This is a genomic window from Microcystis sp. CS-574 (assembly GCF_028329095.1).
In the GTDB taxonomy this organism is placed as follows: domain Bacteria; phylum Cyanobacteriota; class Cyanobacteriia; order Cyanobacteriales; family Microcystaceae; genus Microcystis; species Microcystis ichthyoblabe_A.
The window spans coordinates 45,265-52,238 of the sequence record NZ_JAQMSY010000222.1 but is presented as its reverse complement, the minus strand read 5'-3'; the positions used below and the strand labels follow the sequence as shown (position 1 = coordinate 52,238).

The window sequence follows — 6,974 nt, the reverse complement described above, 5'->3', positions numbered from 1 at the left end:
GTGTAGGGTGTGGGGTGTAGGGTGTGGGGTGTAGGGTGTGGGGTGTAGGGTGTGGGAATTATGAATTATGAATTGGAAATTGAGGAGTTTTTTGCTGTGAACTGATAACTGATAACTGATAACTGATAACTGATAACTGATTAAAGTACCATTTCTCTGGTGGCCTCTGCATCTATGGGTTTAATTAGATACAATCGCAACAGATCTCCGACGATACCTAGCTGTAAGGGTAACTTACGGACTGTTTTTAGCCATTGAGGAGCGCTACTTTCATCGATCGCTTTTAATTGTAAATTACGTTCGGCACAACGGTTTAAACGGGGGAAAAATTGGGGGTGGTCCACATTTAAAATGGTGGGAAAAGCGCGAGCAGAGGTATTATTAGTCTGACGAATTACCTCTTGATCAAAAGCGATCGCATCCATTCCCAAAGCATCATAAAAGTCTGAGCGTTCGCGTACAGTTAAACTGTGGGTAGCAAAGACGGAAAGCAGAAAAAAACGACTCCATAATCTCGATCGCCAATTATTCCACAATTGTGGTTTAGCTCGCAGTAAGGTTTTAAAGATATCTCCGTGGCGATTTTCGTCCTGACACCAACTCTCGAAGTAATTAAAGAGAGGATTAAATTTATACTGGGGATGTTCTTCTAAATGACGATAAATGAGGATATAACGCCAATAACCGATTTTTTCGGAGAGATAGACCGTATATAAAACCCATTCAAGGGGGAAAAAGGTGTAGGTGCGTGTTTTGGTAATTTTGGCTAGATCGAGGGAAATATTAAAGTCAGCCATGGCTTTATTGAGAAATCCTGCATGACGCGCCTCATCTCTAGCCATAAGATGAAATATCTCTCCTAACAAGGGATTACGGCTTTTTAGTTGTCGTGACAGTTCCTTAAATAACAAAAAGCCGGAAAATTCGGAGATACAGGAGCGTTCTAGGTAATCTATAAAAGCATTTCTCGTTTTTTCATCGAGATTATCTTGATAGTTCTCAAATTCTTGCTGACGTTCAAAGTGATGCCGGTTGTAATCGGTCCGCATCTCCTCTAACATCGCTTTGATTTCGGTTTCTTGCAAAGAAAGGTCAAAATTAGCGGCAGCCTCAAAATCGGTGGTATAGAAACGCGGGGTGAGGATAGTTTCGCGCAGAACAGCTTTTTTCTGGGAGGGAGGTTCGACGGTAGTGACCATGATGGAAATTACTTGACTACATAGCTATATAGGATTTTAAACATAAATAGGTAAGCCAATGATAATTATTAAGTTTTATCAATATTTTGGGCAGTAGTGAGCAAGGGAATCAGACAAGTTGGCGAGCCGATTAGGGAAATAGGGAGTAGAATAGAAAGGTTGTGAGTCTATAACTATCGTTAAAATACTATGGCTTGTCCCAAGAAGAAAACCTCAAATGCCAAGCGCGACCAACGGAGAGCGCACTGGAGAAAGCAAGCAGCTCGGGAAGCGCAAAAAGCCTTATCTTTGGGTAAATCTGTTCTTTCTGGTCGTTCTAACAGCTTTGTCTATCCCACTAAAGAGGAAGAAGAAGGGGAAGACGAGGAATAACTTGATGATGGGGAGTGAGGTGGAGAAAACCTTTTCGCTCCCTAATATTTTAAGATCTGTTTAGGGTTTTCGTTGTGAGTCTCAACTAATGTTAGGCAAATTCTTTAAAAAACCAGAATCTCCCGATCAAGACCGAGTTCCTCCGGGCCAATATCTCGCTAGTGGTTTTCCTGTGCTTACCTACGGAGATACTCCCCAAATCAAGACCGAGGAATGGTTATTCAAGGTTTGGGGAAAGGTGGCCACGACTAAAATTTTTAACTGGTCGGATTTTATGGCCCTACCGCAGTGGGAATTTACTAAGGATTTTCACTGTGTCACCCGTTGGTCAAAATTAGATGTGACTTGGACGGGAATTAAGGTATCGGATTTTATGGCCTTAATTGACCTGTTGCCGGAGGCTACCCACGTCATGCAACACTGTTATGGTGGTTATACCACTAACCTGACCCTAGAGGAATTCCTGCACGAGGATAATTTTTTCGCTTTTCAACTGTTTGGTCAACCTTTAACCCCCGACCACGGTGGTCCGCTGCGCTTAGTTGTCCCCCATCTCTACGCTTGGAAAAGTTCTAAATGGATTAATGGCCTAGAATTTCTCGATCGAGAGCAATTGGGTTTCTGGGAACTTAATGGCTACCATCGACGAGGTGATCCCTGGTTGGAGGAACGTTATGGCGGTTTTTGACGAGTTTTGTCTTAAAATCGGGTAATATCAGCAAAAGGAAGTTACCCCCCACAAAAGATCATTTGGGTTTCCTTTTCTTGTACCCATGTAATTGAAGTTTTCTTAAGGTTTATGGGGATAGAAAGAGTACCTCTTGACTCTCCCCCGAAGACCAGTTGTAGTGATTGATCACTGATAACTGAAATAACCGACTAATGATATTCGGATTGACCATGAAAAAAATGATATTGACTTTATTAGCTTTCCTTTTAGTTGCTAACATGAATAGCCAAGGGGTTTTAGCGGTGACGATCGATTTTCAATGGTTGGGAAATCAGGGTTATATAGCTAAAGGTTCTTTTAGTTATGATGAAAAAACGGCCCCGACTATCTTTTCAGAAAAAGGTTCGGGAAAGATGCAAGTTTTAGAAGATTTTCGGGTATCTTTTTATGATAACAGTGGTCAAGAGATCGCTAAATACGATAATGTCAGCGAGGGAATTTCCTCAGCTAATTATTTTCAGTTTAATTTTAATACAAAAACCGGTCAAGTTTTTGGCTCGATCGATCTGGGGGGTGAAGGGATGGGGGAAATCTATCTTCAAGGGGTGGTTAAGGATAATTTGGCACTGTTGCGGGTGGAGTCGGTAGATCTGGTCATCGATGAGGATGATTCACCAGAAATTATCACTCAGTTTTGACTAAATTGATCGGGAAAATAGGGATTATCCTAGCCTAATTTTTCTGCTAATTCTAACCAGCGATCGGTTAAATTATCAATTTTTTGAGTTAATTGAGCTAATTCTTCGGTCAGGGTGGTTATTTTGGTAAAATCTTCTAGGGGTTCTCCATAAAGTACCTGTTCAATTTCAGCTTTTTTTGCCTCTAAAATTGGTATTTGTTTTTCGATATCTTCGTATTCTTTTTTCTCTTTAAAAGAGATTTTCTTATTGACGGGTGAGGGAGAAGCTTTAACAGTTTTTGGGGTGACTTTTTTTTCTTTTGGTTCCTCCTCCTCTTTTTTCTGATCGAGATAAAGGGAATAATTACCCGGATATTGACGGATATTACCCCCGGTTTCAAAGGCAAAAATAGTATCAACTACTCGATCGAGAAAATAGCGATCATGGGAAACGACAATCACACAACCGTTAAAGTCCTCTAAATATTCTTCCAAAATTGCTAAAGTCTGCACATCGAGATCATTGGTGGGTTCATCTAAGATTAAAACATTAGGTGCACTCATCAAAACTCGTAGTAAAAATAAGCGTCTTCTTTCTCCTCCAGAAAGTTTATAAATTGGTGCATACTGTTGATCGGGAGGAAAGAGAAATTTTTCTAACATCTGGGAAGCGGTGATGACGCTGCCGTCTAGGGTTTTGACTAATTCGGCCACACTTTTCAGATATTCGATTACTCTTTGATTTTCGTTGATATTGAGATCATCGGATTGTTGATCGAAGTAACCAATATGAATAGTGGAACCGATGTCAACCGTGCCTGAATCGGGGAGAGTTTTCCCGGTAATAATATCCATGAGAGTAGATTTTCCTACCCCATTACTGCCAATAACACCGATGCGATCTTCGGGAGTAAAAATATAGGTAAAATCTTTAATTAAAGTATGATCTCCGTAAGCTTTCGAGATATTTTCTACTTCAATAACTTTTTTGCCGATGCGTCTTCCTGCGGTGGCAATATCGACTTTTCCCTCCACCTGTTTAAATTCCTTATTACCCATTGCCTGAATGCGATCAATCCGCGCTTTTTGTTTGGTACTGCGCGCTTTTGGTCCCCGGGATAACCATTCTAATTCCCGTCGTAAAACTCCCGCGTGTTTGCGTTGACTACTGGCGATCGATTCTTCCGCTAAGGCTTTTTTTTCTAGATAATAGGCATAATTACCAGAATAAGTAGATAAATCTCCCCGATCGATTTCAATGATGCGATTAGTCACTCGATCGAGAAAATAGCGATCGTGAGTAATTAATAATAATCCTCCCCGAAAACGGGACAAATAACTCTGTAACCACTCCACGGAAAGTGCGTCTAAATGGTTTGTGGGTTCATCCATCAATAAACAGTCAGGATCGGCTAAAAGTGCGGTAGCGATGGCGATTCTTTTGCGATATCCCCCCGATAAATCTCCCACGCGAGCATTAAAATTATCGATACCCAGTTTACTTAAAATAACTTTAGCATTGGTTTCTAAATCCCAGGCGGCAAGTTTATCAATTTGTTGCGAAACCCTTGACAAACGCTCCATAATAGTATCCAGATTTTCTGGCTCATGGACAAGGCGATCGGACAATTCCTCGTATTCCTTAATTAAAGTCATGCTCTCGCCACTATCGGCGAAAACCTGCTCTAAAACCGTTTTATCATTGTCTAGATCGGGTTGCTGGGGTAAATAGACTATTTTCATCCCCGAATTGATTTGAATTTCGCCACCATCGATCGATTCTAATCCGGCGATCATTTTCAATAGGGTCGATTTTCCCGATCCATTCGTACCGATCAGGCCGACTTTATCGCGATCATCGAGGCTAAAACTGGCATCTTTGAGAATTTCCTTGATACCGAAGTCTTTTTTGAGCGATCGAACCGTCAGCAGTGTCATGATTTCTGGGAATAATCCTTCTTTTCTAGTGTAGTGTCTGGACTAATGCAAAGGATAGATTAAGCAGGTTCTGCTGAAAAAGTTTTTCCCGAGGAAAAAAAACCTGTCCCTAATGGCGATGATAACCAGAAAAGGGACAGATTGGCTCAATGGAATGAGATTATTTTCAAGGGCCAGACGGCATCAGGAATTACATCATACCCATGCCACCCATGCCGCCCATGCCACCCATGCCACCCATGCCGCCCATGCCACCCATGCCGCCCATATCGGGGGCTGCGGCTTCTTTAACGGGTTTTTCGACCACGAGGGCTTCGGTCGTTAGGACCATACCGGCGATAGAAGCGGCGTTTTGAACGGCTGACCGTACCACTTTAGCCGGATCGATAATTCCGGCGGCGATTAAGTCTTCGTACTTGCCAGTGAGGACATTGTAACCGACGCTAAAAGCGGTTTCGCGCACACCCTCCACGATCACATCCCCTTCCACACCGGCGTTATTAGCTAACTGACGCAGGGGTGCTTCTAGGGCTTTGGCGACGATATCGGCGGCGACTTTTTCCTCATCGTTAGTCAGAGAAGCTTTGAAAGCCTTCACCTTAGAAGCCAGATGAATCAAGGTTGTACCACCGCCCGGGACGATACCTTCTTCCACGGCGGCTTTGGTGGCATTGAGGGCATCTTCGATGCGGAGTTTGCGATCCTTGAGTTCGGTTTCTGTGGCTGCCCCGACCTTAATCACGGCCACACCGCCGGCTAATTTAGCGATGCGTTCCTGTAATTTTTCCTTATCGAATTCGGAATCGGTTTCTTCTAACTGTTTTTTCAGTTGGGCGAGACGTTTCTGCACATCGGCCTTATTGCGGCTGTCCCCGGAGGCGACAATAATTGTATTGTCTTTTTCTAGGGTGATTTTTGCCGCTTGCCCTAGCAGATCGAGGCTAACCGTGTCAAGACTTAAGCCCACTTCTTCGGAAATCAGACGACCACCGGTGAGGATGGCAATATCTTGTAAAACCGCCTTGCGACGTTCCCCGAAACTGGGGGCCTTGATGGCGACGACATTTAAGACACCCCGGGCCTTGTTGACCACTAGAGTGGCTAAGGCTTCGCCGTCCACATCTTCGGCGATAATTAATAGGGGACGACCTTGACGGGCAACGGCTTCGAGGACGGGGACTAATTCAGCGATCGCACTGATTTTTTTATCGGTAATCAGGATCAGAGGGTTGTCGTACTCGACGATCTGTCTTTCTTGATCGGTGATGAAATAGGGAGAGATATAACCGCGATCGATCTGCATCCCTTCCACTACTTCTAATTCCGTGGTTAGGGATTTCGATTCTTCCACGGTGATTACGCCATCGGTGGTGACTTTTTCCATGGCGGCGGCGATCATTTTTCCCACTTCTTCGTCGTTGCCGGAAGAAACGGTGGCCACTTGAGCGATCGCATCTCCGGCGATCGGTTTAGCGACGGCTGCGATTTCTTCCACCAGATAGGCGATGGTTTTGTCTAGTCCGCGTCTTAAGGCGACGGGATTGGCCCCGGCGGTAACGTTTTTCAGACCTTCTTTAATTAAAGCCTGGGCGATGATGGTGGCGGTAGTGGTGCCATCTCCCGCTAAATCTTTGGTTTTTGCCGCTACTTCCTGAATTAATCTCGCCCCGGTGTTTTCGAGGGGATCGGACAATTCGATTTCTTTGGCCACGGTGATGCCGTCATTAACGATCTGGGGGGCGCCGTATTTCTTTTCTAACAAGACATTGCGTCCTTTCGGACCGAGGGTGATTTTTACCGCATCGGCCAAGGCGTTGACACCTCTTTCTAGGGCGCGACGGGATTCATCTTTAAAGGCAATGATTTTGGACATGGTATCGCTGTTGTAATAGGACTCCTTATAGTTAATTTAGCACTCTTAGGGCTTGAGTGCTAATCCCAGTGTGCGGTTATTGAGGGGATCAGGGTGTTATGTCCCTACGGCAGACTGAATTGAGTTAAAAAAATAAAAATTTATCAAGATTTATGAATAATTGCAGAAAATCAATGATAACTATCGTAGCATCGGGGAGATAATCGAATTTTAGCCCATTTTCGCCTTTTTTTTAGGAGAAGA

6 protein-coding genes are annotated in these 6,974 nt (G+C 43.8%); 3 read left to right on the top strand and 3 right to left on the bottom strand.

All coding sequences use genetic code 11. The features are described from left to right. Positions 1–140: 140 nt before the first annotated feature. Positions 141–1,199, bottom strand: a complete 1,059-nt coding sequence (acsF, locus tag PN470_RS18200; protein ID WP_016516005.1) for a magnesium-protoporphyrin IX monomethyl ester (oxidative) cyclase — start codon at positions 1,197–1,199, stop codon at positions 141–143. Between the two features lie 189 nt (positions 1,200–1,388). Here acsF and rpmF point away from each other — a divergent pair, with 189 nt between their 5' ends. The 3 genes from rpmF to PN470_RS18185 all read left to right on the top strand — a co-directional run bounded on the left by rpmF (position 1,389) and on the right by PN470_RS18185 (position 2,939). Further along, positions 1,389–1,571, top strand: a complete 183-nt coding sequence (rpmF, locus tag PN470_RS18195; protein WP_002742494.1) for a 50S ribosomal protein L32 — start codon at positions 1,389–1,391, stop codon at positions 1,569–1,571. 88 nt (positions 1,572–1,659) lie between these two features. After that, complete coding sequence (locus tag PN470_RS18190) at positions 1,660–2,259, top strand: sulfite oxidase-like oxidoreductase (RefSeq protein WP_016516006.1); 600 nt, start codon at positions 1,660–1,662, stop codon at positions 2,257–2,259. A 212-nt stretch (positions 2,260–2,471) separates the two neighbouring features. Then, a complete protein-coding gene (locus tag PN470_RS18185) occupies positions 2,472–2,939 on the top strand; it encodes a hypothetical protein (protein ID WP_272104905.1) in 468 nt (155 codons plus the stop codon). A gap of 29 nt (positions 2,940–2,968) precedes the next feature. Here the strand turns inward: PN470_RS18185 and PN470_RS18180 are convergent, their stop codons facing one another. Continuing rightward, a complete protein-coding gene (locus PN470_RS18180; protein ID WP_272104904.1) occupies positions 2,969–4,858 on the bottom strand; it encodes an ABC-F family ATP-binding cassette domain-containing protein in 1,890 nt (629 codons plus the stop codon). 190 nt (positions 4,859–5,048) lie between these two features. Beyond that, the gene (gene groL / locus PN470_RS18175; RefSeq protein WP_193976914.1) at positions 5,049–6,731 is read right to left on the bottom strand and encodes a chaperonin GroEL; all 1,683 of its coding nucleotides are present in this window, start codon (positions 6,729–6,731) and stop codon (positions 5,049–5,051) included. Positions 6,732–6,974 lie beyond the last annotated feature (243 nt).

Coding starts and splice junctions, on each gene's coding strand:
- acsF (WP_016516005.1), bottom strand. CDS start 1,199: ATGGTCACTACCGTCGAACCTCCCTCCCAGAAAAAAGCTGTTCTGCGC.
- rpmF (WP_002742494.1), top strand. CDS start 1,389: ATGGCTTGTCCCAAGAAGAAAACCTCAAATGCCAAGCGCGACCAACGG.
- PN470_RS18190 (WP_016516006.1), top strand. CDS start 1,660: ATGTTAGGCAAATTCTTTAAAAAACCAGAATCTCCCGATCAAGACCGA.
- PN470_RS18185 (WP_272104905.1), top strand. CDS start 2,472: ATGAAAAAAATGATATTGACTTTATTAGCTTTCCTTTTAGTTGCTAAC.
- PN470_RS18180 (WP_272104904.1), bottom strand. CDS start 4,858: ATGACACTGCTGACGGTTCGATCGCTCAAAAAAGACTTCGGTATCAAG.
- groL (WP_193976914.1), bottom strand. CDS start 6,731: ATGTCCAAAATCATTGCCTTTAAAGATGAATCCCGTCGCGCCCTAGAA.